Source organism: Streptomyces sp. Ac-502 (assembly GCF_045222935.1).
Taxonomy (GTDB): domain Bacteria; phylum Actinomycetota; class Actinomycetes; order Streptomycetales; family Streptomycetaceae; genus Streptomyces; species Streptomyces monomycini.
This window is the reverse complement of sequence record NZ_JBHFFO010000001.1, coordinates 3,300,737-3,325,802: the sequence shown is the minus strand read 5'-3', so window position 1 is coordinate 3,325,802 and position 25,066 is coordinate 3,300,737. Positions and strand designations below refer to the sequence as shown.

The 25,066-nt window shown below is 71.4% G+C and carries 20 protein-coding genes and 4 pseudogenes; 15 read left to right on the top strand and 9 right to left on the bottom strand.

Going from position 1 to position 25,066, the window contains the following annotated elements:
* Positions 1-6 precede the first annotated feature (6 nt).
* Positions 7-1,275, bottom strand: coding sequence for a bifunctional adenosylcobinamide kinase/adenosylcobinamide-phosphate guanylyltransferase (locus tag ACEXOX_RS14945; protein ID WP_406521106.1), 1,269 nt, complete (start codon positions 1,273-1,275; stop codon positions 7-9).
* A 228-nt stretch (positions 1,276-1,503) separates the two neighbouring features.
* Between ACEXOX_RS14945 and ACEXOX_RS14940 the strand changes: the two genes are divergently transcribed.
* Positions 1,504-1,710, top strand: coding sequence for a hypothetical protein (locus tag ACEXOX_RS14940; protein ID WP_406521104.1), 207 nt, complete (start codon positions 1,504-1,506; stop codon positions 1,708-1,710).
* An 83-nt stretch (positions 1,711-1,793) separates the two neighbouring features.
* On the opposite strand, the gene ACEXOX_RS14935 is transcribed toward ACEXOX_RS14940, so the two are convergent.
* The gene (locus ACEXOX_RS14935) at positions 1,794-2,459 is read right to left on the bottom strand and encodes a rhodanese-like domain-containing protein (protein ID WP_406521103.1); all 666 of its coding nucleotides are present in this window, start codon (positions 2,457-2,459) and stop codon (positions 1,794-1,796) included.
* A gap of 143 nt (positions 2,460-2,602) precedes the next feature.
* Positions 2,603-3,708 (bottom strand): annotated as a pseudogene (locus tag ACEXOX_RS14930) (S1C family serine protease).
* A 177-nt stretch (positions 3,709-3,885) separates the two neighbouring features.
* On the opposite strand from ACEXOX_RS14930, the gene ACEXOX_RS14925 reads away from it, so the two are divergent.
* Positions 3,886-4,254: a hypothetical protein gene (locus tag ACEXOX_RS14925; RefSeq protein ID WP_406521101.1), complete on the top strand. Its 369-nt coding sequence runs from the start codon at positions 3,886-3,888 to the stop codon at positions 4,252-4,254.
* Between the two features lie 344 nt (positions 4,255-4,598).
* On the opposite strand, the gene ACEXOX_RS14920 is transcribed toward ACEXOX_RS14925, so the two are convergent.
* Positions 4,599-5,336: a class I SAM-dependent methyltransferase gene (locus ACEXOX_RS14920; RefSeq protein ID WP_406526351.1), complete on the bottom strand. Its 738-nt coding sequence runs from the start codon at positions 5,334-5,336 to the stop codon at positions 4,599-4,601.
* An 86-nt stretch (positions 5,337-5,422) separates the two neighbouring features.
* Positions 5,423-6,019: a DUF3043 domain-containing protein gene (locus ACEXOX_RS14915; protein WP_030022050.1), complete on the bottom strand. Its 597-nt coding sequence runs from the start codon at positions 6,017-6,019 to the stop codon at positions 5,423-5,425.
* Between the two features lie 316 nt (positions 6,020-6,335).
* Between ACEXOX_RS14915 and ACEXOX_RS14910 the strand changes: the two genes are divergently transcribed.
* From ACEXOX_RS14910 to ACEXOX_RS14885, 6 genes and pseudogenes are all read left to right on the top strand, one after another.
* On the top strand, positions 6,336-7,124 hold the full coding sequence (locus tag ACEXOX_RS14910) for a PspA/IM30 family protein (RefSeq protein ID WP_406526350.1): 789 nt from the start codon (positions 6,336-6,338) through the stop codon (positions 7,122-7,124).
* 111 nt (positions 7,125-7,235) lie between these two features.
* Positions 7,236-7,514 carry a hypothetical protein gene (locus ACEXOX_RS14905; protein WP_406521099.1) on the top strand — a complete coding sequence of 93 codons (279 nt, stop codon included), beginning with the start codon at positions 7,236-7,238 and terminating at the stop codon, positions 7,512-7,514.
* A gap of 91 nt (positions 7,515-7,605) precedes the next feature.
* On the top strand, positions 7,606-8,898 hold the full coding sequence (locus ACEXOX_RS14900) for a sensor histidine kinase (protein ID WP_406521098.1): 1,293 nt from the start codon (positions 7,606-7,608) through the stop codon (positions 8,896-8,898).
* Complete coding sequence (locus tag ACEXOX_RS14895) at positions 8,895-9,581, top strand: response regulator (RefSeq protein ID WP_406521097.1); 687 nt, start codon at positions 8,895-8,897, stop codon at positions 9,579-9,581. The genes ACEXOX_RS14900 and ACEXOX_RS14895 overlap by 4 nt, the downstream gene beginning before the upstream one ends.
* Positions 9,582-9,823: 242 nt before the next feature.
* Positions 9,824-12,997 (top strand): efflux RND transporter permease subunit, encoded by a 3,174-nt coding sequence (locus tag ACEXOX_RS14890; RefSeq protein ID WP_406521096.1) that lies wholly within the window; start codon positions 9,824-9,826, stop codon positions 12,995-12,997.
* 249 nt (positions 12,998-13,246) lie between these two features.
* Positions 13,247-13,794: pseudogene (locus tag ACEXOX_RS14885) on the top strand (Uma2 family endonuclease).
* 90 nt (positions 13,795-13,884) lie between these two features.
* Here ACEXOX_RS14885 and nadA read toward each other — a convergent pair.
* Positions 13,885-15,072 carry a quinolinate synthase NadA gene (nadA, locus tag ACEXOX_RS14880; protein ID WP_406521094.1) on the bottom strand — a complete coding sequence of 396 codons (1,188 nt, stop codon included), beginning with the start codon at positions 15,070-15,072 and terminating at the stop codon, positions 13,885-13,887.
* A gap of 292 nt (positions 15,073-15,364) precedes the next feature.
* Here nadA and ACEXOX_RS14875 point away from each other — a divergent pair, with 292 nt between their 5' ends.
* On the top strand, positions 15,365-15,718 hold the full coding sequence (locus ACEXOX_RS14875; RefSeq protein ID WP_030022062.1) for an iron-sulfur cluster assembly accessory protein: 354 nt from the start codon (positions 15,365-15,367) through the stop codon (positions 15,716-15,718).
* An 85-nt stretch (positions 15,719-15,803) separates the two neighbouring features.
* Here ACEXOX_RS14875 and ACEXOX_RS14870 read toward each other — a convergent pair whose 3' ends face one another.
* Both ACEXOX_RS14870 and ACEXOX_RS14865 read right to left on the bottom strand, forming a co-directional pair.
* Positions 15,804-17,234 carry a hypothetical protein gene (locus ACEXOX_RS14870; RefSeq protein ID WP_406521093.1) on the bottom strand — a complete coding sequence of 477 codons (1,431 nt, stop codon included), beginning with the start codon at positions 17,232-17,234 and terminating at the stop codon, positions 15,804-15,806.
* Positions 17,235-17,459: 225 nt separating this feature from the next.
* Positions 17,460-17,681 carry a hypothetical protein gene (locus tag ACEXOX_RS14865; protein ID WP_406521091.1) on the bottom strand — a complete coding sequence of 74 codons (222 nt, stop codon included), beginning with the start codon at positions 17,679-17,681 and terminating at the stop codon, positions 17,460-17,462.
* A 141-nt stretch (positions 17,682-17,822) separates the two neighbouring features.
* Here ACEXOX_RS14865 and ACEXOX_RS14860 point away from each other — a divergent pair.
* Positions 17,823-18,796 (top strand): annotated as a pseudogene (locus ACEXOX_RS14860) (carbohydrate kinase family protein).
* A gap of 112 nt (positions 18,797-18,908) precedes the next feature.
* Here the strand turns inward: ACEXOX_RS14860 and ACEXOX_RS14855 are convergent.
* Positions 18,909-20,297, bottom strand: coding sequence for a cysteine desulfurase/sulfurtransferase TusA family protein (locus ACEXOX_RS14855; protein ID WP_406521090.1), 1,389 nt, complete (start codon positions 20,295-20,297; stop codon positions 18,909-18,911).
* 278 nt (positions 20,298-20,575) lie between these two features.
* Here ACEXOX_RS14855 and coxB point away from each other — a divergent pair, with 278 nt between their 5' ends.
* From coxB to ACEXOX_RS14830, 5 genes and pseudogenes are all read left to right on the top strand, one after another.
* Positions 20,576-21,538 carry a cytochrome c oxidase subunit II gene (gene coxB / locus ACEXOX_RS14850; protein ID WP_030022068.1) on the top strand — a complete coding sequence of 321 codons (963 nt, stop codon included), beginning with the start codon at positions 20,576-20,578 and terminating at the stop codon, positions 21,536-21,538.
* Positions 21,535-23,265 (top strand): cytochrome c oxidase subunit I, encoded by a 1,731-nt coding sequence (gene ctaD, locus ACEXOX_RS14845; RefSeq protein WP_125056785.1) that lies wholly within the window; start codon positions 21,535-21,537, stop codon positions 23,263-23,265. The genes coxB and ctaD overlap by 4 nt, the downstream gene beginning before the upstream one ends.
* On the top strand, positions 23,262-23,660 hold the full coding sequence (locus ACEXOX_RS14840) for a cytochrome c oxidase subunit 4 (RefSeq protein ID WP_030020847.1): 399 nt from the start codon (positions 23,262-23,264) through the stop codon (positions 23,658-23,660). The genes ctaD and ACEXOX_RS14840 overlap by 4 nt, the downstream gene beginning before the upstream one ends.
* A 107-nt stretch (positions 23,661-23,767) precedes the next feature.
* A pseudogene (locus tag ACEXOX_RS14835) lies at positions 23,768-24,367 on the top strand (Ig-like domain-containing protein); the annotation flags it as partial.
* Positions 24,331-25,041 (top strand): L,D-transpeptidase, encoded by a 711-nt coding sequence (locus ACEXOX_RS14830; protein WP_406526349.1) that lies wholly within the window; start codon positions 24,331-24,333, stop codon positions 25,039-25,041. The pseudogene ACEXOX_RS14835 and the gene ACEXOX_RS14830, both read left to right, overlap by 37 nt.
* Positions 25,042-25,066: the final 25 nt, after the last annotated feature.

The window sequence follows — 25,066 nt, the reverse complement described above, 5'->3', positions numbered from 1 at the left end:
CCGGTGTCATCCGCGCAGCGCAAGCGCCTGCCCGGCGACGACCAGCAGGACGTGTTCGCACTCGGCGCCGAACATCGCGTTCAGCCGACCCAGTTCGTCGCGGAAACGGCGGCCGGACGCGGTGGCCGGCACCACCCCGGAACCGACCTCGTTGCTCACCGCCACCACCGGACGCCGGGTGCCGCGCACCGCCGCGACCAGCTCGTCCACCCGCGCGCGCAGCTCCCGCTCACCGCCCGCCGCCCACTTCGCGTCGTCCCACGCGCCGACCTCGTCCATGGCGTGCGTCAGCCACAGGGCGAGACAGTCGATCAGCAGCGGTGAGTCGTCCGGGGCGGCCTGCGTGACGGGCCCGCCCGGCCGGTCCTCCGGCCGGGCGCCGCCTTCCAGGAGCGGCAGCAGGTCACAGGTCTCCGTCGTACGCCAGGACGCCGGACGGCGCTCCCGGTGGGCCGAGACCCGCGCCGCCCACTCGCTGTCCCCGTCGCGGGTGCCGCCGGTCGCGACGTACAGCACATCGGGGAAGGCGGCCAGCCGCCGCTCGGCCTCCGCCGACTTGCCGCTGCGCGCGCCGCCCAGCACCAGCGTGCGGCGCGGCAGGTCGGGTACCGCGTGGTACTCGCCGACCAGCAGCGACGTGCCGTCCGGCACGGTGCGCGCCCCCGCCGCCGCCAGCCGGCGGTGCAGCTCGGGGCCCGGCGGCACGGTGTGGTCCAGGTGGACGCCCAGCACGTCCGTCGCCGCGTCCACCGCGCCGCTCGCCCGCAGCCGCGCCAGCGCGTCCGGCCGCCCCAGGACGTCCAGCAGGACCATGTCGTACGGGCGGACGCCCCGGCCGTGCCCCTCGCCGTCGGCCGCGCCGGCCGGCGCGGCGCCCGGCGGCAGGTACAGCAGCCGCTCGCCCTCGGCGCCGCCGACCTCGTAACCGGTGCCCGGCACGTCCACGGCGACGGCCCGCACCCGGTGCCCGTCCAGCAGCGCCAGCTCCCGGCCGTCCGCCACCCGCCCCGGCTGCGGCAGCCCGGCGGGCACCTCCATGGCCGGACCGTCGTGCGGATGCGAGAGCAGCACCTGCCGTACGGCGGTGAGCGAGTGCCCGGCGCGGGCGGCCGCGAAGGCCGGACCGGGCGTCAGGTCCAGGAGCAGCGCCCCGTCGACGAGCAGCGCGGTGGCCGCCCGCGCCTCGTCGCCGACGGCGGAGGCACAGGCGGCGCAGGGGCAGCCGGGGCGCGGCAGCCCGCTGGGGGCTCCGGTGCCGAGGAGAGTCAGTTCCACCCGCCGATTTTCCCCGCCGGTGCCGACCGGGCGCGCGGGGGCCCGTCTCGACACGGCCGTTAGGCTGCGGAACAGCACCTACGCGGGACGTACGCCGCGCGTTCGCGGGGAATACGCCGCTCGTACGGCGCTCGTGCGCAGGACAGCAGCAGGACCGCACCGCGGCGCCCCGCGGTGCGGCAGCGGTACGCGAACCAGCAGGCACTCGGTGGGACCCAGGAGGCGGACATGGCGTGGACGTGGCGGTTCGAGAAGGCCGACGGTACGGAGACGGAGCCCGCGGCGGAGCCCGAGGACTTCACGACCCAGGGGGACGCGGAGTCCTGGATCGGCGAGGTGTGGAAGGACCTCCTCGAAGGGGGCGCCGACAGGGTGACGCTCTTCGAGGACGGCAGCGAGATCTACGCGATGAGCCTGCACGCCGACGTGGGGTGACCGCGGACCGGCGCCGGCCCGTGGCTCGGCCATGGACCGGCACCGGCCGGGCCGCGGCCCGGCCGGTGCCCCGCCGGTCGCGGCTATCCGTCGTTCTCCGCCCCCTCGCGGCCGGGGACGACGACTGGGAGCCCCGCGGTTTCCCACGCTTCCAGGCCTCCCGCCACGGTGTGGACGGAGGACCGGCCCGCGCGGATCGCCCGCGCGCCGCCTTGCACGCTGCGGGCGCCCGTGCGGCATATGAAGGCCAGCGGGCCGTCGGGCAGATCCGACAGCGACGCCGGCAACGTGCCGAGCGCGGCGTGGACGGCGCCGGCCGGGTGGCGCGCCGCCCATTCATCGTCCTCCCGGACATCGACCAGCGTGAGTTCCCCGTCCACGACGCGGCGGTGTGCCTCGGCAGGAGACAGGCCGGCGGGCGGGTGACCGTCGCCGGAGCCCGGGCTCCATGGCGTGGCGGGCAGGACCGTCCGGACCGCCTCGTAGTTCGAGGCATGGGCGACGGCGATCCGCTGTCCCAGCATCGGGCAGACGTTCATCGCCTCTTCCCAGTGAGCGGTGGACTCCCATTCCGCCACGTTGACGAGGGGGAAGGTGCTCCCCGGAACGATCGAGCGGAACATGTACGTCCGGATGAACCCGGGCTGAGCGGCCATCACCGCCGCCGCGTCCTGCCAGACGTCGAGGTACGCGCTCTCCTTCTCCTCGTCGATCTCGATCGGAATGATGACGACATGGCGGTCTTCCATCTGCTGCGTCCTCCGCTCCGCAAGGCGGTCGCGCCTTCCGGCGTGCTGCTTTCCGGCGCGCTGCTTTCCGGACGCAGAGTGCGCACGCGTACTGCGGAGCGGCAAATAACGTTGCTGAACCGGCAATCCGGTGACGGCAGGACCTAGATCGTTCCCAGCGTCACCTTCACCGTCTTCCGCGCACCGTCCCGGTCGACCGTGACGTCCACCTTGTCGCCCGGCTTGTGGCCCGCCAGCGCCTCCGACAGGGCCTGCATCGTACGGACGGCCGTCCCGCCGAACTTCACGACGACGTCACCGGCCTCGATGCCCGCCTTGTCCGCCGGACCGCCCTCCTTGACGCTCGCGACGCTCACCCCGGCGCCCTCGAAGTCCTGGCCGGCCAGGGTGCGGCCGGTGATGCCGAGCGCCGCCCGGCCCGAGTTGGTGACCTTGCCGTCCTTGATGATCTGGTCGGCGATGTTGCGGACCGTGGACGCCGGGATCGCGAAGCCGATGCCGGGTGCCGCGCCCTCGCCCATCTGCGGGTCCGTGGCGGCCAGCGTCGGGATGCCGATGACCTGGTCGGAGAGGTTGACCAGGGCGCCGCCGCTGTTGCCCGGGTTGATGGCCGCGGAGGTCTGCACCATGTTCGCGAGGGTCGCGCCGGTGCCGCCGCCGCTGCTGGGTTCGCTGACGGTGCGGCCGGTCGCCGAGACGATGCCCTGCGTCACGCTGCCGGACAGCCCCAGCGGACTGCCCATGGCGAGCACGATCTGCCCGATCTCGACCTTGGCGGAGTCGCCGAACGTCGCCGGCTTCAGGTCCTTCGGCGCGTCGTCGATCTTGATGACGGCGAGGTCCTGCTCCGGGTAGGAGGCGACCAGCGACGCGTCCAGGGAGCGGCTGCCGCGCGCCGTGGTGACCTTGAACTTCTTGTCCTCGCCGACGACGTGCGCGTTGGTGACGACATGGCCGCGCGCGTCGTAGACCACCCCGGAACCCAGCCCCTCCCCGGTGGTGATCTGGACGACCGACGGCAGGACGTCCTTGACCACCTTCTGGTACGCGTTCTGGAGGTCGGTGCTGACGCTGGGGGCCGCCGCCTTGGCGGGGAGGTGACGGCGGCCGCGGAGGCCGACGAGGAGACGTCCTTGCCGGGCCCGGCGGAGGAGTCGGAGCCGGAGCAGCCGGCCACCAGCGCGGCCGCGCAGAGGGCGGCGGCCGCGGCGACCGCCGCCCGGCGGCGGGAAGTCAGTGAAGGCGTCATGGCTGAAGTGTCCCGTCAGGGCGTCCGGTCCGCCGCCTCATCGGACGCCGTGGCGAGAAACTGCGTCGCCGCCAGCTCCCCGTACAGCGGATCGTCCGCCACCAGCTGCGCCGCGGACCGAGGGGCGAGAAACTCTGGGACGGCACCCGCAAGCGGCTCAAATTTGAGGAGGGCGTGGTGGCCGCGGTACCGGCGACGGCGCCCCGCCACCTGAGTTCGCGGACCGGCACGTACCGCTACGAGTGCTGCATGTGCCGGAAGAAGGTGCTCAGCAAGTCGGAAGCGCGCAGCATCAAGGAGAACAACTGGTACGAGATCGATCACGTGGAAGGCGTCATCGCCAACGTGCACCGCTCGGTGGACCCCCTGAAGCGGACCGTGCCGCTGGGGGAGAACATCTACCGTGATGCCGAGGCGATCAGCCTGGACGACGCCAATGCGGCGGGGAGCCAGATCAGAAACCTCCGCGTCCTGTGCAAGCACTGCAACGGCGGCCGCCGGGCGGCCAGAAGCGAGAGCCGTTACATGGACATGTACGGCCCGTAGTGGACCAGCGGCGCCTACTACGGGCCCGGGGCCGAGCAGTACGCGGACCCCGCGGCCGCGGGCCAGGCCGGTCCGGAGATCGTCACGGCCGGGCCGGGCGGCGGGGCGTACGGCGGTCAGTCGTACGGTGGCGGCCAGGCGTACGGCGGTTACGGCGGCGGGTCGTACGGCGGCGCGAACGTCGTCACGGTCGAGCCCGGAGGCCAGTCGTACGGAGGCCAGTCGTACGGCGGTGAGTCGTCCTATGGCGGCCACGGCGGCTACGGCGGCCAGGAAACGGAGGTCCCGGGCTACGACGTCGTCACCGTCGAACCCCGGCGCCGCCGCTGAGAGCGGGCGCCGGCTCAGCCGCCCTGGCGCCCCTCGCCGCCCGCCCCGCCCCGTACGCCGCACAGGTGCAGCAGTGCCGCCACCGCCCGGTACGGGTCGGTGCGTCCGGCCCGGGCCTCGGCGGCCAGCAGCCGTTCCAGCTCGCCGTCGGCGGGCAGCGGCGCGTCGTCCGCCGCGGTGTCGGTGAAGACCCGTACGCCGTACCAGGTCTCCAGCGGCGCGCCGATCCCGTCGAGCGTCGCGGTCAGCGCCGCCAGGCGGTCGGCGCGCGCCGTGAGGCCGAGGCGGTTGACGTACTCGGCCGTGTCGAAGGCGCCCAGGGCGCCGTCCCAGTCACCGGACAGGCCGGGCCGCATCGCGAGCGCGTCGGCGTTGCGCACCACCAGGGACAGCAGTCCGCCGGGTGCCAGGACGCGGGCCAGCCCGGCCAGCATCGGGTCCGGCTCCGCCACGTACATCAGGACGCCGTGGCAGAGCACCATGTCGAAGGCGCCGGGGAGGAAGTGCACGCCGGTGTCCCGGCCGTCCCCCTCGATCAGTTCCATCCGCTCCTGGATGCCGGCCGGCTCCTCCGCCAGCGCGGTACGGGCCGCCGCCAGCATCGCCGGGTCGGACTCCAGGCCGGTGACCTTGTGGCCGGCCCGGGCCAGCCGCAGTGCCTGGGTGCCCTGGCCCGCGCCCACGTCGAGCACCCGCAGCCGCTGCCCCACCGGGAAGCGGGCCGCGATCTGTTCCTCCAGCTGGCGGGCCACCAGCTCCTGCCGGACGGTGTTGCGCAGGCCGTCCAGCCCGCCCAGCCACCGTTCGGCACCGGGCGAGAAGCCCAAAGGGGTTGCGTTCAGGGCCGCTCTCCGCGCTTGACCTGCGGCTTCGGCAGACGCAGCCGGCGCATCTGGAGCGTGCGCATCAGGGCGTAGGGCTTGACGCCCTTGTGGTTCTCGTTCGGGAAGCGCTGCTTGAGGCGCTTGTTCAGCGAGAACCACAGCACGAACGAGTCGACAACGATCAGCACGATGATGAACAGCCACAGCAGCAGCGCGATGTTCTGGATCCCCGGCTGGCGCAGCATCGTCAGCACCAGGATGATCACGGCCATCGGCAGGAAGAACTCCGCCACGCACCAGCGCGAGTCGACGAAGTCGCGGGCGAAACGCCGCACCGGACCCTTGTCGCGGATCGGCAGGAACCGCTCGTCGCCGTTGGCCAGCGCCTCGCGCTGCCGGGCCATGTCGGCGCGGCGCGCCTCACGCGACGCCTTCGTCGCCTCCTTGCGGTTGGCCGGCGTCTGCGCGCGCGTACGGCGCTGCGACTGCGCCTGGCTCCGCTTCGGCGTCGGGCGGCCCTTGGGGGCCTGCGGGTCGCGGGGCTGCTTCGGCTCGGACGCGGTCACCTTGGCGGTCGCGGCCTGCTCATCCTTCGAACGGCTTCGGAACACACACGCAAGAGTACGGGTTGGCCGCGCATGGACCACAGCGGCATGGGGAACGATCCGGCAACGGCGCGGATCCGCGAGGGGCACCGCGCAGGGGACATTCGGCGCGAAAGGTGCGTGGGGTGGGTTCCCGGGGCCGTCCCTACTCCTTGCGCCGGATGGCGGCGGCATCCTGATCGTCCTGCAGGAGGAGCGCATCCGGGGCCGAACAGTGCGGTAATGGAACCGAGGCCCGTACTGTGGGGTCTGTAGATGTGCTGGAGCCGAAGCCCGATGTAACTCGGTCAGAAGGGGGCGCGCGAGGCCCATGAGCGGTGTCATGAAGCGGATGGGGATGATCTTCCGCGCGAAGGCCAACAAGGCCCTGGACCGGGCCGAGGATCCGCGCGAGACCCTTGACTACTCCTACCAGAAGCAGCTGGAGCTGCTGCAGAAGGTGCGCCGCGGCGTCGCCGACGTGGCGACCTCCCGCAAGCGCCTGGAGCTGCAGCTCAACCAGCTCCAGAACCAGTCCTCCAAACTGGAGGACCAGGGCCGCAAGGCCCTCTCGCTCGGCCGTGAGGACCTCGCCCGCGAGGCGCTCTCCCGCCGGGCCGCCCTCCAGCAGCAGGTCACGGACCTGGAGACACAGCACCAGACGCTGCAGGGCGAGGAGGAGAAGCTCACCCTCGCCTCCCAGCGTCTTCAGGCCAAGGTCGACGCCTTCCGTACGAAGAAGGAGACGATCAAGGCCACGTACACCGCCGCCCAGGCCCAGACCCGGATCGGCGAGGCGTTCTCCGGCATCTCCGAGGAGATGGGCGACGTCGGCATGGCCATCGAGCGCGCGGAGGACAAGACCGCGCAGATGCAGGCCAGGGCAGGTGCCATCGACGAGCTGCTGGCCTCCGGCGCGCTCGACGACCCGACCGGTATGGCCAAGGACGACATCACCGCCGAACTGGACCGCCTCTCCGGGGGCAGCGACGTCGAGCTGGAACTCCAGCGCATGAAGGCGGAGCTGGCCGGTCCGGGCGCCGACAAGCAGGCCATCGAGGGCGGCCAGGCGGGCCAGGGCCAGCAGGCCCCGCAGGCGCAGCCCGGGCAGCCGCGTTTCGACAAGCAGTGACGGCCGGCGGCCGCTGGCCTCGTCGGTACCGCCGCACCGGGCCAGGCCGCCGCACCGGGCCCGGTCCTCGCACCGGACCAGGCCGCCGCACCGGACCAGAAGGAGACCGTCGTGATCGTACGGATCATGGGGGAGGGGCAGGTGAAGCTCGACGACGCGCACTTCGTCGAGCTGAACAAGCTGGACGACGAGCTGCTCGACGAGATGGAGAGCGGCGACGAGGCCGGTTTCCGGCGCACCCTGAGCGCCCTGCTGGACGCGGTGCGCCGCCTCGGCGCCCCGCTGCCGGACGACTCCCTGGAACCGTCCGAGCTGATCCTGCCCGCCGAGGACGCCACCCTCGACGAGGTCCGGCAGATGCTCAGCGACGACGGCCTGATCCCGGGCTGAACCGCCGCCCGGTCCGCCGGGCGGCCCGTACCACCTCCAGCGCAGGCAGCGCCCCGGATCCCGCACGGGACCGGGGCGCTACCGTTTGCCCGTGACTCCCCTCGCCTCCGGGCAGCCCGGTCCGCGTCCGGGCGGCGGCCCGCTCGCCTGGATACGCGCCCACCCGTACGCGTTCGACAGCGCGCTGGCCCTCGCCGTCGTCGTGGCGATCCTGGTCGGCGCGGTGGCCGAGCCGCACGGCCCGCACGGACCCCGGTTCGGCGAACGCGAACTGACCGCCACCACCGTGGTCCTCGCGGTCGCCGCCGGCGGCGCCCTGGTACTGCGCCGCCGCTTCCCGCGCAGCGTCCTGGCGGCCACCGGCCTGTGCACCGTCCTCGAACTGCTCCTGGAGAGCGGGGTTCCGCGCGCCCCGGTCTTCTGCTCCGTGGTCATCGCGCTGTGCACCCTCGCCGCCCGCACGGACCGCTCCACCACCTGGCGCGTCGGCGCGCTGACCGTCCTCGGCCTCACCGCCGCCGCGATGCTCCTCGGGGACCGCCCCTGGTACGCGCAGGAGAACCTCGGGATCTTCGCGTGGACCGGCATGGCCGCCGCGGCCGGTGACGCGGTCCGCAGCCGCCGCGCCTTCGTGACCGCCATACGGGAACGGGCCGAACGCGCCGAGCGCACCCGCGAGGAGGAGGCCCGGCGCCGCGTCGCCGAGGAACGGATGCGCATCGCCCGCGAACTGCACGACGTGGTCGCGCACCACATCGCCCTGGTCAACGTCCAGGCCGGAGTCGCCTCGCACGTCATGGACAGCCGCCCCGACCAGGCCAAGCAGGCGCTGGCGCACGTACGCGAGGCATCCCGCTCCGCCCTCGACGAGCTGCGCGCCACCGTGGGTCTGCTGCGCCAGTCCGACGACCCGCGGGCCCCCACCGAACCCGCGCCTGGCCTCGGCGTGCTGGACCAGCTCGTGGACGGTTTCGTCCGCGCCGGACTGCCCGTCACGCTCGACGTCCCGGAATCGGCGGACGCGCTGCCCGCAGCCCTCGACCTCACCGCGTACCGCGTCGTCCAGGAGGCGCTGACCAACGTCCACAAGCACGCCGGTACGGGCGCCCGCGCCACGGTCCGCATCGCCCGGGACACCGACGCCCTGACCGTCACGGTCCTCGACGACGGCGGCACCCCCGGCCCGTCTTCCGGCCCCCGGGAACCCGGCGGCGGCCACGGCCTGATCGGTATGCGCGAGCGGGTCGCTGCCCTGCGCGGCACGGCCGAGACCGGCCCCCGCCCGGCCGGCGGCTTCCAGGTACGCGTACGGCTGCCGCTCCAGACCTCCCAGCCCACCCGGGCCGAGACGCCCGCCCGCATCTGCACGAGGGACACCGGATGACCATCAAAGTACTGCTCGCCGACGACCAGGCCCTGCTGCGCAGCGCGTTCCGCATCCTCGTGGACTCCGAGCCCGACATGGAGGTGGTGGGGGAGGCGTCCGACGGCGCCGAGGCGTACGAGCTGACGCGGGCCACAGCGGCCGACGTGGTGCTGATGGACATCCGGATGCCGGGGGTGGACGGACTCGCCGCCACCCGCATGATCAGCGCCGATCCGGACCTGGCCGCGGTACGCGTGGTCATCCTGACCACCTTCGAGGTCGACGACTACGTGGTGCAGGCGCTGCGGGCCGGGGCCGGCGGATTCCTCGGCAAGGGGGCCGAGCCGGACGAACTGCTCAGCGCCATCAGGATCGCGGCGGCCGGTGAGGCGCTGCTGTCGCCGGCCGCCACGAAAGGGCTGATCGCCAAGTTCCTCGCACAGGGGGAGGGACCGGCCGAGGACGGCCCCGGGCGGCCCGGGGCCGCCGGGCTGGACACGCTGACCGGGCGGGAGCGCGAGGTGCTGTCGCTGGTCGCGGGCGGGCTGTCCAACGACGAGATCGCGGAGCAGCTCGCGGTCAGCCCGCTGACCGTCAAGACGCACGTCAACCGGGCCATGGCCAAGCTCGGCGCGCGCGACCGGGCCCAGCTCGTGGTCATCGCGTACGAATCGGGGCTGGTGCGCCCGCGGGTGCGGTAGGGACGGGTCCGCCCACGGGTGCAGCAGGGGGTGGAGACGGCCGTACTCCGAACGCTGTACGGCGGGTGGGGCGGAAACCGACCTGGGAGCGAGGAAAAGCCGGTGGGGCGTGACGGATCGTTTAGTCGGGCCTGTGGTGCCCGCCCGAGGAACGCCGCCCACGACGCCGTACGCCTCGCCGTACCGAGTCGTCCCGAACCGTCGTCCCGCACGCCGTACAGAACAGAAGAGAGACCCCACCCATGTCCTGGCTGTCCCGACTCAGCCTCGTACAACGGGGCCTGACAGCGCTGATGTCGATCGTCGCGATCGCCTTCGGCGCCATCGCGATCCCCCAGCTCAAACAGCAGCTCCTGCCCACCATCGAACTGCCCATGGTGTCCGTGCTGGCGCCCTACCAGGGCGCCTCGCCCGACGTCGTCGAGAAGCAGGTGATCGAACCGCTGGAGGACGGAATCCAGGCGGTCGACGGCATCAAGGGCGTCACCTCGACGGCGAGCGAGGGCTCGGCCGTCATCATGGCCCAGTTCGACTACGGCAACGACTCCAAGCGGCTGGTCGCCGATGTGCAGCAGGCCGTCAACCGGTCCAGGGCCAAGCTGCCGAAGGACGTGGACCCGCAGGTCGTGGCCGGTTCGACGGACGACATCCCGGCCGTCGTGCTCGCCGTGTCCGGCGGCAAGGACGAGCAGGCGCTGGCCGACCGGCTCGACCGCAGCGTGGTGCCGGGCCTGAAGAACATCGACGGCGTCGGCCAGGTCACCGTGGACGGCGTCCGGGACCGCGTCGTCGCCGTCACCCCCGACGACGCCAAGCTCGCGCAGGCCGGGACGACGGCCGCGGCGCTCGGCCAGGCCCTGGAGGCGGGCGGCGCGTCCGTGCCCGCCGGTTCGTTCGCCGAGAAGGGCCGCAGCAACACCGTCCAGGTCGGCTCCGGCTTCACCTCCGCGCAGCAGATCCGCGACCTGCCCCTCGCCCCGGCGGCGGGCCCCGGCGGGTCCGGCGGCGCGGGCGGCTCCGGGGGCGCCGCGGCGGGCAAGCCGGTACGCCTCGGTGACGTCGCCACCGTCAAGGAGGAGGCGGCCACCCCCACCTCCCTCACCCGCACCAACGGCAAGCCCAGCCTGGCCGTCATGGTGACCATGGGCCAGGACGGCAGCGCCGTCGACATCTCCGAAGCCGTCCAGGACAAGCTGCCGGAGATCCGTACGGCGCTCGGCAAGGGCACCGAGGTCACGGTCGTCTCCGACCAGGGCCCGGCGGTCTCGAAGTCCATCGAGTCGCTGACCACCGAGGGACTGCTCGGCCTGGTCATGGCCGTGATCGTGATCCTGGTCTTCCTGCTCAGCCTGCGCTCGACGCTGGTCACCGCGGTCTCCATCCCGCTGTCCGTCGTCATCACGCTGATCGTGCTGTGGACCGGCGACCTGTCGCTGAACATGCTCACCCTCGGCGCGCTGACCATCGCCGTCGGACGCGTCGTGGACGACTCGATCGTCGTCCTGGAGAACATCAAACGCCACCTCGGCTACGGCGAGGAGCGGCAGCAGGCCATCCTGGCCGCGGTCCGCGAGGTGGCCGGCGCGATCACCTCCTCCACCCTGACCACGGTGGCGGTCTTCCTGCCCATCGGCGTGGTCGGCGGCATGGTCGGCGCCCTGTTCGGGTCCTTCTCGATCACCGTCACGGTCGCCCTGCTCGCCTCCCTCCTCGTCTCCCTGACCGTCGTCCCGGTCCTCTCCTACTGGTTCCTGCGCGCCCCGGAGATACCCGAGGGCACCGACCCCGAGGAGCTGCGCCGCGCGGCCGAGGCCAAGGAGAGCGGCAGCCCGCTCCAGCGCCTGTACGTGCCGGTACTGCGCTTCGCGACGCGCCGCCGCGTGACCAGCGTCGTCATCGCCGTCGTGGTCCTCCTCGGGACCTTCGGCATGGCACCCCTCCTCAAGACCAACTTCTTCGACCAGGGTGACCAGGACACGCTCAGCGTCAAGCAGGAGTTGAAGCCCGGTACCAGCCTGACGGCCGCGGACGCGCAGGCGAAGCGCGTCGAGAAGATCCTCGGCGGGCTCGACGGGATCGAGGACTACCAGGTCACCGTCGGTTCCTCCGGCTTCATGGCCGCCTTCGGGGGCGGCAGCGGCGCCAACCAGGCCTCCTACCAGGTGAAGCTGAAGGACGCGGCGGACTCCGGGAAGGTCACCGACCAGCTCCGCGCCGAACTCGACAAGCTCGGCAAGGACATCGGCGAGACCACCGTCTCCTCCGGGGGCGGCGGCTTCGGCAACCAGGACCTGAGCGTGGTGGTCAAGGCCGCCGACGCGGATGTGCTGAAGAAGGCGTCCGAGCAGGTACGGTCCGCCGTCGCCGGACTCGACCACGTCACCGACGTGCAGAGCGACCTCGCGCAGAGCGTGCCCCGCATCTCCGTCCAGGCCAACGAGAAGGCGGCGGCCGCCGGTTACAGCCAGGCCGCCCTCGGCCAGGTCGTCGCCCAGGCGGTGCGCGGCACCACCAGCGGCAAGGCCATGATCGACAACGCCGAGCGGGACATCGTCGTCAAGTCCGCCCACCCGGTCACCTCCGAGGCGGCTCTGCGCGCCCTCCCCGTACCGACCCCGGCCGGCCCGGCCGAGCTCGGCGACCTCGCCACGATCCGTACGGTCGCGGGCCCGGTCCAGAGCACCCGCATCGACGGCGCCCGGTCCGCCACCGTCACCGCCAAGCCGACCGGCGACAACACCGGCGCGGTCACCGCCCAGCTCCAGACGAAGATCAAGAACCTGAAGCTGCCGGAGGGCGCCACCGCCGAGATCGGCGGCGTCTCCGCCGACCAGTCCGACGCGTTCTCCTCGCTCGGCCTGGCCATGCTCGCCGCCATCGCGATCGTCTTCATGCTCCTGGTGGGAACGTTCCGGTCCCTGATCCAGCCGCTGATCCTGCTCATCTCGATCCCGTTCGCGGCGACCGGCGCGATCGGCCTGCTGGTCGCGACGGGCACCCCGATGGGCGTCCCGGCGATGATCGGCATGCTGATGCTCATCGGCATCGTCGTCACCAACGCGATCGTGCTGATCGACCTGATCAACCAGTACCGCGCCCAGGGCTACGGCGTCGTCGAAGCCGTCGTGGAGGGCGGCCGCCACCGGCTGCGCCCGATCCTGATGACGGCCCTCGCCACGATCATGGCCCTGCTCCCGATGGCCCTGTCCGTGACCGGCGACGGCGGCTTCATCTCCCAGCCGCTGGCCGTGGTCGTCATCGGTGGCCTGATCACGTCCACGCTGCTGACACTGCTGCTCGTACCGACGCTGTACGCGATGATCGAACTCCGCAAGGAGCGCCGCGCCGCGAAGCGTGCGGCGAAGCGCCCGCAGCCCGCCGACGAAACCCGCACGCCGGAGGCGGCGGGGGTCTGATCCGCACACAGGCCAGCCCGTCCCAGGAGGTCTCTGGGACGGGCTGAGCTATGCGCCAGGCCGTCTTGAGCGTTGCGATGAAGGCGGCTGAACCGTACTCTTCGCGCCCCTCTGCGGGGGATGCGGACGAGCCGCGTCAACTAAGCTGGCCTCAGCCGTCCGACCGCGTCCGCGATCCGGGATCAAGGCCCCTGGCCGCCGTTTTCGAGGCGCCTGGAGGAAGCCGTGACCGCCGAACTCCCCGACTGGATGATCCCGCCGAGGCCCAGTGGCTGGGAAGCCGACGACCTCGACCACCTTCCCCAGGCACCGCGGCACACCGAACTCATCGACGGAACCCTGATCTTCATGATGTCGCCGCGGCGGTCCTGGCACTCCCGGCTCGTGGAGAACCTGACTTTCGCGCTGCGGCAATCCGCCCCTGCCGGGTTCGAGACCGAGCGGGAGCTGACCGTCCGGCTCGACAAGAAGAGCCGCTTCGAGCCGGACGTCCTGGTCGCCACCGCCACGTACGATCCCGACCGGACCTGGTACGCGCCCGAAGACGTTGCCCTGGTCATCGAAGTCGTCTCGGAGGAATCCGCGGACCGTGACAGGTCCCTGAAGCCCTTCAAGTACGCACGGCCAGGATTTCCCACTTCTGGCGCATCGAGGACGAGGGTGGCGTCCCCTCCGTGCACACCTACGAGATAGACGGCATGACCGGCGCCTATGTGGCCACCGGCATTCACCGGGGCCGGCTGAAGGTCTCCGTCCCGTTCCCTGTCGACATCGACCTCGACGGCCTCGTGCCCTGACCTGGGCGAACTCCTGCATTGCCGCGGCCCGCACCGGCCTCCTCGCCCGGTGCGGGCCCATGGGCCACATTCCTGCGCGCCCAAGGCGCCCTACGGCAGCGCCAGCATCCGCTCCAGCGCCAGCTTCGCGAAGCTCTCCGTCTCGCTGTCCACCTGGATGCGGTTGACGACCTTGCCCTCGGCGAGGGATTCCAGGGTCCAGACCAGGTGGGGGAGGTCGATGCGGTTCATGGTGGAGCAGAAGCAGACCGTCTTGTCGAGGAAGACGATCTCCTTGTCCTCGGCGGCGAAGCGGTTGGCCAGGCGGCGGACGAGGTTCAGTTCGGTGCCGATGGCCCACTTGGAGCCGGGCGGGGCGGCCTCCAGGGCCTTGATGATGTATTCGGTGGAGCCCACGTAGTCGGCGGCGGCGACGACCTCGTGCTTGCACTCGGGGTGGACCAGGACGTTCACGCCGGGTATCCGGGCCCGTACGTCCTCGACGGATTCGAGCGAGAAGCGGCCGTGTACGGAGCAGTGGCCCCGCCAGAGGATCATCTTGGCCGCGCGGAGCTGCTCGGCGGTGAGGCCGCCGTTCGGCTTGTGGGGGTTGTAGACGACGCAGTCGTCCAGGGACATGCCCATGTCGCGTACGGCGGTGTTGCGGCCCAGGTGCTGGTCGGGCAGGAACAGGACCTTCTCGCCCTGTTCGAAGGCCCAGTCCAGCGCGCGCTTGGCGTTGGAGGAGGTGCAGATGGTGCCGCCGTGCTTGCCGGTGAAGGCCTTGATGTCGGCGGAGGAGTTCATGTACGAGACGGGGACGACCTGCTCGGCCACACCGGCCTCGGTGAGCACGTCCCAGCACTCCGCGACCTGCTCGGCCGTCGCCATGTCGGCCATGGAGCAGCCGGCGGCCAGGTCGGGCAGGACGACCTGCTGGTCGTCGGAGGTCAGGATGTCGGCGGACTCGGCCATGAAGTGCACACCGCAGAAGACGATGTACTCGGCGTCCGGCCGGGCCGCCGCGTCGCGCGCCAGCTTGAAGGAGTCGCCGGTCACGTCCGCGAACTCGATGACCTCGTCGCGCTGGTAGTGGTGCCCGAGGACGAAGACCTTGTCGCCGAGCTTCGCCTTGGCGGCCCGGGCACGTTCGACGAGACCGGGGTCGGACGGGGCCGGCAGGTCGCCGGGGCAGTCCACGCCGCGCTCGCTCTTGGGGTCGGCCTCGCGGCCGAGGAGGAGCAGCGCGAGCGGGGTCGGCTGGACGTCCAGGGGCTGGGCGGTGGTCACGACACGCACCCTCTCTTTTCGTCTGAGCACGGCCGGCGGGGCCGTACCGAGGGCCGGCAGTGGCACCGAAACCCTTTTCGTCTATTTGACGTTATCTATCATAACCGCTTCATGTCACTTTGACGATGGGCATCGCGTCGATGTGACGCATCCCCGTGCACGGGCCGCCCGCGACAGGTGCGCAGTGTGCGAGCATGAAAGACGAAAGAACGAGAACACGTCGCGCCAGCCGGAATGAATTCCGGGCCCCGTCGGTTGCAGCCGAGGGCAAGCGGTCCGTACCAACCCGGGAGAGATCTAGATGAGCGTTCAGGACGAGACAACCGTCAGCGACGGCATCATCCTGTCCGACGCGGCCGCGTCGAAGGTGAAGGCCCTGCTGGAACAGGAAGGCCGCGACGACCTCGCGCTGCGGGTGGCCGTCCAGCCCGGCGGCTGCTCCGGACTGCGCTACCAGCTCTTCTTCGACGAGCGGTCGCTCGACGGCGATGTCGTCAAGGACTTCGACGGCGTCAAGGTCGTCACCGACCGGATGAGCGCCCCGTACCTGGGCGGCGCCTCCATCGACTTCGTCGACACCATCGAGAAGCAGGGCTTCACGATCGACAACCCGAACGCCACGGGCTCCTGCGCCTGCGGTGACTCCTTCAACTGATCCAGGCGATCGGCAGGACGTACGACGGCGGCGCCCCCTCTGGGGAGCGCCGCCGTTGTCGTATCCGCGCCCGGTGCGCGTACGGCTACTTCGCCGGCACCTCCTTGCCCGTGGACGCGTCGATCACGTCCCGCCCGGCCAGCGGCTGCTCCAGCGGCACCGTCCGCGTGAACTGCTTCGCCATCTTCACGCAGATCTGGTTCGGCTTCTTCTCCTTGCCGATGACCTCGGCCTTCACAGTCTTGCCGGTCTGCTCGGCGGTCGCCGAGTACGTGCTGCACACGCCGCCCCAGAAGTGCAGCTTGAGCGACTTGCCGTCCGCGCTGACCTCGTACGACTCCAGGCCCATCGCCCCGGCCTTGCCCGACGGCTTGCCACTGTTGGGCGGCTGGGCGGGGTCGGACGGAGCGCCGCCGTCGCCGTTCTTGACGTACTTCGGGTCGACGGCGGGGTGGGTGACCGTACCGCCGCCGGCCCGCTGGACCTTGTAGAGCCACGAGGGCACCAGCGCCTGGCGGCCGCCGACGTACTGGGCCGAGAGGCCGAAGACCGCGCCGGTCACGTCGGCGGGCTTGCGCGCGGCGGCATGGCCCGCGCACGGCTCGACGCCCGCGGTGTCGGTGTCCTGTTTCTTCTGCGGCTCGGCCGTCGCGCACCCGCCGATGCCGGGGCTCGCGCCGCGGTGCGCGGCATTCAGCCGCTCCAGCGTCTTCTCGGCGCTCTGCACCGGGTACGTGTGCCCCTTGACCGGCTGGGCCAACTGCCCGCTGCCGCCGACGACCTGGCCGTCCGAGCCGACCCGGATCTCGCTCTGCCAGCCGTACGTGGGCAGCCCGCCGATCACCGGGGTGGCGCTGACCGTCCGTACCGCGCCGGACAGGCCGCTCGCGTCCAGCTCGGCGTTCTTCTGGCCGAGCGCCTCCAGCACCGGCTGCGCCGCCTGCTTCGCCTTCTCCGGGGAGACGGCGTCCTTGGTGCCGCTGTCGTTCTGGGCGGAGGTGTCGCCGCCCGGGCAGCCGGGCCCGCTCGCCTGCGAGCCGCTGCCGCCGCCCTTCGGCGCTGTCTCCGCGCAGCCGGTCCCGCCGGGGGTGCCGTACTGCGAGTACGTCCAGGCGCCCGAACCGCTCTTGGCCACCTCCAGGACGGGGCTGCGCGCGTCCCGCGTCAGGCCGCCCACCTTCCAGGAGTCGCCGTCCGAACGCACCTTGCCGGGCAGGTCCAGTGCCTTCGCCAGCCGGGCCACGGCTTCCTGGGTGACCTCGCCGCGCGGCTGGTAGACCGGTGCCGAGGAGGGGCCGTCGGGCAGCTTGGCCGCTGCCCGGTAGCCCGCGCCCTGCGGGTCCGGCTCGCCGGGCGCGATGCCGCTGCGCGAGCCCGTCTCCTTCGCGTGACCGTCCAGGGCGAGCGGCGGCGGGCCGCCTTCCGGGCGGGCGCCGGTGCCGCTCTCCCCGCCGCCGGAGGTGCTGGAGGCCCAGTAGGCCGCGCCGCCGCCGGCCAGCAGCACCGCCGCGGCCACCGAGGCCGCGATCAGCGGGCTGCGCCGGCGCCGTGCGGTCGTCTCCCGGGTGTCGTCGCTGGAATGCTCCCCGCCGGTGGCGGGGAGTGTCCTCGGTGCTCACCGCATCGCTCCTTCGGCTCCGCTGAACAACTGACGCGCCCTCCTGCGTGGGAAGGACGCGGGTTGGACGGAGCCGGTGCGTCCGCGGTTCCCCGGGCCCGGGGGCCGGGCCCGGGAGGGTGCTCAGTCCCCGTACTCGGACATGCCCCTGACCAGGGCGGCGGAGGAGGCGGGGACGCTGATCCCGTGCAGTTCGCGGGCGGGCGGCGCCGGTGCCTGGCGGCCGCTGCGCCAGTGCGGTGCCATCCGCGCGCAGTCGCCCAGCAGCTGAGCCATGGACTCCGGTTCGGGCGCGGGGCGAACTGCGGACGAATGGCGTGTGACGCCCTTCACATACTTGGTCATACGCGCACCGTACGCATCCGGCGCCGCGCGAAGAAAGCCCTACTATTGGGTAGTTTCGGCTGGTGGGCCGAGATCAGGACAGCCGGTACCGTTGACCAACGTCCGCCTCGTCCTTCCGCCTCCCGCAGGAGCAGACCCGTCGTGCGTATCGCAGTCACCGGCTCCATCGCCACCGACCACCTGATGACCTTCCCCGGCCGTTTCGCCGATCAGCTGGTCGCCGACCAGCTGCACACGATCTCCTCTCCTTCCTGGTCGACGAACTCGACGTCCGGCGCGGGGGCGTGGGCCCCAACATCTGTTACGGCATGGGCCAGCTCGGCACCGCGCCGATCCTGGTCGGCGCCGCCGGCAACGACTTCGAGGAGTACCGCGCCTGGCTCGACCGGCACGGTGTGGACACCCGCTCGGTCCGCATCTCCGAGGTCAAGCACACCGCCCGCTTCGTGTGCACCACCGACGCCGACCACAACCAGATCGGCTCCTTCTACACCGGCGCGATGAGCGAGGCGCGCCTGATCGAGCTGCACGCCGTCGCCGAGCGCGTCGGCGGCCTCGACCTCGTCCTGATCGGCGCGGACGACCCGGAGGCCATGGTCCGCCACACCGAGGAGTGCCGTAGCCGCGGCATCCCCTTCGCGGCCGACTTCTCCCAGCAGATCGCCCGGATGGACGGCGACGTCATCCGTACCCTCATGGACGGCGCCGCCTACCTGTTCAACAACGAGTACGAGGCGAGCCTCATCGAGTCCAAGACGGGCTGGACCGCCGAGGAGATCCTGGCCAAGGTCGGCACCCGGGTGACGACGCTGGGCGCCGACGGCGTCCGCATCCAGCGGGCCGGCGAGCCGGACATCGTCGTCGGCACCGCCGAGGAGAAGACCAAGGCCGACCCGACCGGCGTGGGCGACGCGTTCCGGGCCGGCTTCCTGTCCGGGCTCTCCTGGGGCGTCGGCCTGGAGCGCGCCGCGCAGGTCGGCTGCATGCTGGCGACGCTGGTCATCGAGACCGTCGGCACCCAGGAGTACGAGCTGCACCGCAGCCACTTCATGGACCGCTTCACCAAGGCGTACGGGCACGACGCGGCCGCCGACATCCGGGGCCACCTGGCCTGATCGGACCGCCGTACAGGGGTGGCGGGCCGCGCGGGCCCGCTGCCCCCGGTCGCGTCCCGTGCCCCGGCCCGTTCCGTGCCCCGGCCCGGCCCGGGGCCCGGCCCGCCCCTGGTCACACGAGGCGCCGCACCACGTACGCGGTGCCCCGCCCGGCCGCCCGCTCGCCCACGTACTCCTGCCCCCGCATCCCGCACCACGCGGGAATGTCCAGCCGCGCCGCCTCGTCGTCCGCCAGGACGGTCAGCGTGGCGCCCACCGGCACGTCGCCGATCACCTTCGCCAGCTCGATGACGGGCACCGGGCAGCGCTTGCCGAGGGCGTCCACGACGTGTTCCGCGGCGGGGGAGGGGCCGGTTTCCGGCCGCGCGGCCGCCGGGGCGCCGAGCTGTTCCCGTACGGAGCGGACCGCTTCCGGGAGGACGTCCAGGAAGCGTTCGACGTCGGCCTCGGCGGTACCCGGCGGCAGTGACACCCGGACGTTCCCCTCCGACAGCACGCCCATTGCCCGCAGCACATGGCTCGGCGTCAGGGTGCTGGAGGTGCAGGACGAGCCGGACGAGACGGAGAAGCCCGCCCGGTCCAGCGCGTGCAGCAGGGTCTCCCCGTCGACATAGAGACACGAGAAGGTGACCAGGTGGGGGAGCCGGCGCACGGGATCGCCGACGACCTCGGCGTCCGGCACCGCCTCGGCCACCCGCGTACGGATCCGGTCCACCAGCTCCCGCAGCCGTACCGCCTCGGCCGCCGCCTCCGCCCGTACGGCGCGCAGCGACGCCGCCGCCGCGACCACCGCGGGCAGGTTCCCGAAGCCCGGCACCCGGCCGGACTCCCGCTCGTCCTGCGGCCCCTGCGGCGCGAACCGGGTGCCCTTACGGACGGCCAGCAGCCCCACACCCGGCGGACCGCCCCACTTGTGCGCGCTGGCCGTCAGCAGCGACCAGGCGCCGCCGACCGGCCCCCAGGGGAGCGACTGGGCGGCGTCCACCAGCAGCGGCACGTCCGCCTCCCGGCAGGCCGCCGCGGCCGCCTCCACCGGCTGCTCGGTGCCCACCTCGTGGTTCGCGGACTGGAGGGCCGCCAGCGCGGTGTCCGGGCGCAGCGCGGCGGCGAGGCCCCCGGCGTCCACCCGGCCCGTACGGTCCACGCCGACCTCGGACACCGTGCCGCCCGCCGCCTCGTGGACCGCGGCGGCGTGCAGGACGGAGGAGTGCTCCACCGCGGAGTGGACCAGATGGCGGCCGACACGCCGACGCGCGGCGAGCGTGCCGGACATGGCCGAATGCACCGCCTGCGTCCCCGATGGAGTGAAAACGAGCTCGTCGGGGCGGCAGCCCACGGCCTCCGCCGCGGCCTCCCGCGCGGCGTCCAGCAGCAGCCGGGCACGCCGGCCCTCCCGGTAGGGGCGCGCCGGGTCGGCCCAGCCCTCGTCGAGCGAGGCGAGCAGGGCTTCCCGGGCGACCGGGTGCAGGGGGACGGCCGAAGCGGCGTCGAAGTAGGACACGCCCCAGACGCTAGCGCGTCGTACGCGCGTCCGGGCGTGGCGTCAGATGGCCGCCGGAGCCCGGCATTCCGGGGCGCGGGGGCTTCCCCCGGATGCCGCAGCCACCCCTTCGGGGAGCGGTGCGGCGCGTTGGGCACCCTCCCCGCGCGACCCCAAATAGCGTCCAGTAGGGTTTGGTCCGCATAAACATCCAAACCCCTGCCCGTGCCAGGGCCGGCGACCGACCAGCGAGACGGCCGCAGCCGGTCTCGCGGGCGAGACTCTCGGGAAGGCGCTACGTGAGTCCCAACGGCTCCGACCGCTCGTCGCGGCGCCCGATGCGGCGGAAGCTGCCGCAGGTGCTGGCTGCGGGACTGGTCCTGGCAACCGCGACCGGTTGCACATACAAGGACTTTCCCAACCTCGGCATGCCCAATCCGGCTACTGAAGAGGCGCCGCGGATCCTCTCCCTTTGGCAGGGCTCCTGGGCCGCCGCCCTCGCAGTGGGCGTGCTGGTGTGGGGCCTGATCATCTGGAGCTGGATCTTCCACCGCCGCAGCCGGACCAAGGTGGAGGTCCCCGCACAGACGCGGTACAACATGCCCATCGAGGCGTTGTACACCATCGTTCCGTTCATCATCATCGCGGTGCTCTTCTACTTCACCGCGCGCGATGAGAGCGAACTCCTCAAGACTTCGAAGAAGCCCGACCACGTCATCAACGTGGTGGGCTATCAGTGGAGCTGGGCGTTCAACTACCTGGAGAACGTGGACGGCAAGGCCGACACCACGAACATCAACTCCAAGGAACTCGACGCGATCCCGGACAAGTGGAAGAAGAATGTCCCCGCCGGCGCCGACGGCGTGTACGACGAGGGCATTCCGGGCACGCGGAACCCGCAGACCGGCAACCCGGGTCCGACCCTGTGGCTGCCCAAGGGCGAGACGGTCCAGTTCGTCCTGACGTCGCGTGATGTCATCCACTCGTTCTGGGTGGTGCCGTTCCTGATGAAGCAGGACGTGATCCCCGGCCACACCAACGTCTTCGAGGTGACCCCCAACAAGGAGGGCACCTTCATGGGCAAGTGCGCCGAGCTCTGCGGCGTCGACCACTCCCGGATGCTCTTCAACGTCAAGGTCGTCTCCCCCGAGAAGTACCGGGAGCACCTGAAGGACCTGGCGAAGAAGGGCCAGACCGGTTACCTGCCGTCGGGCATCAAGCAGACGGATCACGCCAGGAACGCGGAGACCAACAACAAGTGAGCATCCTCAACGAACCTCAGGGTGCCGCCGCCGCAACGGCTCCGGCAGCACCACCCGCACGAAAGAAGTCTCCCGGCTCCGTCGTGGTGAGCTGGCTGACGACCACTGACCACAAGACCATCGGTACGCTCTACCTGGTCACCTCGTTCGCGTTCTTCTGCATCGGCGGCCTGATGGCCCTGCTGATGCGCGCCGAGCTCGCTCGTCCCGGCACGCAGATCATGTCGAACGAGCAGTTCAACCAGGCGTTCACGATGCACGGCACGATCATGCTGCTGATGTTCGCGACGCCGCTGTTCTCCGGTTTCGCGAACTGGATCATGCCGCTGCAGATCGGCGCGCCCGACGTGGCGTTCCCGCGGCTGAACATGTTCGCGTACTGGCTGTACCTCTTCGGCTCGCTGATCGCGGTGGCCGGCTTCCTCACCCCGCAGGGTGCGGCGGACTTCGGCTGGTTCGCCTACTCGCCGCTGTCGGACGCGGTGCGTTCGCCCGGCGTGGGCGCGGACATGTGGATCATGGGTCTGGCCTTCTCCGGCTTCGGCACGATCCTCGGTTCGGTCAACTTCATCACCACGATCATCTGCATGCGCGCCCCCGGCATGACGATGTTCCGGATGCCGATCTTCACCTGGAACGTCCTGCTGACCGGTGTGCTGGTCCTGCTGGCCTTCCCGGTCCTGGCCGCCGCGCTGTTCGCCCTGGAGGCGGACCGTAAATTCGGGGCGCATGTATTCGACGCGGCCAATGGCGGCGCATTGCTGTGGCAGCACCTCTTCTGGTTCTTCGGCCACCCCGAGGTGTACATCATCGCGCTGCCGTTCTTCGGCATCATCTCCGAGGTCATTCCGGTCTTCTCCCGGAAGCCGATGTTCGGTTACATCGGTCTGATCGCGGCGACGATTTCGATCGCGGGCCTTTCGGTCACCGTCTGGGCGCACCACATGTATGTGACGGGCGGCGTGCTCTTGCCGTTCTTCTCGTTCATGACATTCCTCATCGCGGTACCGACCGGTGTGAAGTTCTTCAACTGGATCGGCACGATGTGGAAGGGCTCCTTGTCCTTCGAGACACCGATGCTGTGGGCGGTCGGCTTCCTGATCACCTTCACCTTCGGTGGTCTGACCGGCGTCATCCTGGCGTCGCCGCCGATGGACTTCCACGTCTCGGACTCGTACTTCGTCGTGGCGCACTTCCACTACGTCATCTTCGGCACCGTCGTCTTCGCGATGTTCGCCGGCTTCCACTTCTGGTGGCCGAAGTTCACCGGCAAGATGCTCGACGAGCGGCTCGGCAAGATCACGTTCTGGACGCTGTTCGTCGGTTTCCACGGCACCTTCCTGGTCCAGCACTGGCTGGGCGCCGAGGGCATGCCGCGGCGTTACGCGGACTACCTGAACGCGGACGGCTTCACCACGCTGAACACGATCTCGACGATCGCCTCGTTCCTGCTCGGCCTGTCGATGCTGCCGTTCATGTACAACGTCTGGAAGACGGCCAAGTACGGCAAGAAGGTCGAGGTCGACGACCCGTGGGGCTACGGCCGCTCGCTGGAGTGGGCGACCTCCTGCCCGCCGCCGCGGCACAACTTCCTCACGCTGCCGCGCATCCGCTCCGAATCCCCGGCGTTCGACCTGCACCACCCTGAGATCGCCGCGATGGAGGCCATCGAGAACGAGGGCCAGAAGGACACGGCGCTCTTCGGCGGCAAGGAGGTCGGCAAGTGAAGATCCAGGGCAAGATGTTCATCTGGCTCTCCGTCTTCGTCCTCGCCATGGCGATCGTCTATGGCGTCTGGTCGAAGGAGCCGGCGGGCACCACCGCGCTGTTCCTCGCCTTCGGTCTGTGCATCATGATCGGTTACTACCTGGCGTTCACCGCGCGCCGGGTGGACGCCGGAGCGCAGGACAACGACGAGGCCGAGGTCTCCGACGACGCCGGCGAGCTGGGCTTCTTCAGCCCGCACAGCTGGCAGCCGCTGTCCCTCGGTGTCGGTGGCGCGCTCGCCTTCCTGGGCGTCGTCTTCGGCTGGTGGCTGCTCTTCTTCTCGGCCCCGGTCATCCTGATCGGCCTGTTCGGCTGGGTCTTCGAGTACTACCGCGGCGAGAACCGCACGCAGTAAGCGGCTCCCGTGCACCGGGCGGGCCCGGACACCTCTCCAGGTGTCCGGGCCCGCCCGTTGCAGTCCTCCAGCGCGCCGCGGCCGGGGGATTTTCCTACTTTGGGGTCATGAGCCTCAGACCACGACACCGGACGGCGCTCGGCTGCGCCTTCCTGCTGGCGCCCCTGGCGGCAGGCGCCACCGCCTGCGGCGGTTCGTCGTCGGACCCGCTCTCGGCCGCGCCGTACGACGCGGCCGGGCAGATCTCGGCCAACGCGCCCGGAGACGGCCGCAAGGCGGACCCGGACAAGCCGCTGGAGGTCTCCACCACCGGTGACGAGGCCCGGATCACGGACGTGACCGCCACCGACGCCTCCGGCCGCTACATCAGGGGCGAACTGGCCGCCGACGGCAGGCAGTGGCGCACCACCGTCCCGCTGGCCGCCGGCACCCGCTACACCGTGCGGGTGAGCACCGAGGACGAGGACGGCGCGCCCGGCCGCAAGGTCCTCCAGATCGACACCGAGGACACCGGCGACCGGCTCAACGTGAAGCTGGGGCCCGACAACGGCACGTACGGGGTCGGGCAGCCCGTCACCGCGGCGCTCAGCAAGCCCGTCAAGGACCCCAAGGCCAGGGCGATCGTGGAAGGCGCCCTCAAGGTCCGCTCCACGCCGCGTGTGGAGGGCTCCTGGCACTGGGTCGACAGCAAGACGCTGCACTTCCGCCCGCGCGAGTACTGGCCCACGCACGCCGACATCGAGGTGCGCAGCAACCTGGAGGGCCTGAAGATCACCGGCGGGCTGTACGGGGGCGCCGCCAAGCCCGTGAAGCTGCGCACGGGGGACCGGGTGGAGGCCGTCACGGACGCCGCGGCGCACACCATGACGGTCACCCGCAACGGCGAGGAGATCAACACCATCCCCGTCACCACCGGCAAGCCCGGCTACTCCACCCGCAACGGCACCAAGGTCGTCCTCGGCAAGGAGGGCTTCGTACGGATGCGGGGGAGAGCATCGGCATCCCGTCGAGCAGCTCGGACTCCTACGACCTGCCGGTCTACTGGGCCACCCGGGTGACCTGGAGCGGCGAGTACGTGCACGCGGCGCCCTGGTCCGTGGGATCGCAGGGCGCCGCCAACGTCAGCCACGGCTGCACGGGCATGTCCACCGGCAACGCCAAGTGGTTCTTCGACACCGTGCGGGTCGGTGACATCGTCAAGGTCGTCAACAGCGGCGGCGAGACCATGACGCCCTTCGACAACGGCTTCGGCGACTGGAACATGCCGTGGAAGCAGTGGCGCGAGGGCAGCGCGCTGGACAAGAACAAGCCCAGCACCACAGGCGAGCAGGACCAGCGGCCGGGACCCGAGAATGCCGCCCGGCTGCGCCCGCAGGCCTGAAGGCCTCTCAGAAGGGCCCTCGAAA